Genomic DNA, 1265 nt, shown 5'->3' on the forward strand with positions numbered 1-1265 from the left:
CAATTCTGGGTTTCGGCGAGGTACATGAGTAAACCAGTTACGCATAAACTAGATAAATCTTTGTATTAATTGGGGTTTATCTTCGGTTGAGAAGGGCGATCTCATTCATGAACCACAATTTAGTTCATGAATTCATGAATTGCTGTTTAAATATCAAACAATACTGGGGCTAAACTTCATGAACTTCACGAACGATATTTGTGAACTAGATCGCAATTAGGCTGATGCTCCTTTGCTTCAATTTATCAACGCCTAACCTTTCATAAGAATGAATTTGGGCAACAAGTTGGGGAATCATTGCCAAATGAGCATCCTACTCCTTTGTGAAACTGCGCTTTCACATATTCAACATTAATGAAGGTATAGTTTCAACATGAGTGCACGTCGTAGAGCAGTGGTTTTTCCTAGGCAGAAACGCATCCTAGAACAACTTGGTGAGAATATTGAGCTGGCCTTGAAGCGACGGCGTATATCACAGGAGTTGTTACACCAACGAACAGGCATATCAAAGCCTACATTACGAAAGGTCGTTAGAGGTGATTCAACAGTGTCTATTGGACACTATATGATCGTTTTGTCAGTAATAGGTCTCGAAAGCGACCTTGCTATGGTCGCCAGTGATAAGGTGTTAATTGACAAACTGGAGGCGATAGAAAAGCTCAGAAGCAATTCAAAAGCATGAGCACAGCTCTATGGCTTAAAGTTGGTCTGACTCGCTCTTGCCCAAAACGCTTTATAGAGCCGAGCTTTGGGACAGAAGCGCCTTAGTGCTATTGATCTAAAACACTTCTGTCGGGTGGACGACACTTGTTACCAAGTGCCGTCTCCCTAAGAACCCAGCGTGCAACTTTCACTGCACTAGGCTCAAGCCTCCACAAAAGCATCGTTTGATACCCAGCAACTTATAAAGCAGTCGGAGCAGGTTCATTCCAAGAGTTGCGAGCTAACCTTTTGGATTTTCTCTTCGCCAAGTATTCTTGGTATTGAGGGTCAAAAGGGGTCGCTGCACTTCGAATTTTTATATGCCTTTCTATTGGCACTTTGGCTATTTGGAAGAGATTGAACTGGCAATCCATATCCATGATCTTCTGCCAACCGTGAAACTGCCACTGGCCTTTTCGGTTGATGAAGTATTTTAGGGCGATCCAAGTTTTAGACTTTGTTGGATGGCGCCTTTTTGCCCAGTGCCACAATGTATGGAATAGCTTGTGGCCTACATATCCGAATACTTGTTTGGCAACGCAGTGTCGATAGTAGTTCGACCA

General features: G+C 43.1%; 2 protein-coding genes. One reads left to right on the forward strand and one right to left on the reverse strand.

Going from position 1 to position 1265, the window contains the following annotated elements:
- The first annotated feature begins 373 nt into the window (after positions 1–373).
- Entirely contained in the window at positions 374–682 is a 309-nt protein-coding gene (locus VHA01S_RS18715; protein ID WP_039971290.1) for a helix-turn-helix domain-containing protein, read from the forward strand.
- A gap of 220 nt (positions 683–902) precedes the next feature.
- Here the strand turns inward: VHA01S_RS18715 and VHA01S_RS18260 are convergent.
- A partial coding sequence (locus VHA01S_RS18260) for a group II intron maturase-specific domain-containing protein (protein ID WP_303620875.1) occupies positions 903–1265 on the reverse strand: 363 nt, incomplete at its 5' end.

This window comes from Vibrio halioticoli NBRC 102217 (assembly GCF_000496695.1).
Lineage (GTDB): Bacteria > Pseudomonadota > Gammaproteobacteria > Enterobacterales > Vibrionaceae > Vibrio > Vibrio halioticoli.

Coding starts and splice junctions, on each gene's coding strand:
- VHA01S_RS18715 (WP_039971290.1), top strand. CDS start 374: ATGAGTGCACGTCGTAGAGCAGTGGTTTTTCCTAGGCAGAAACGCATC.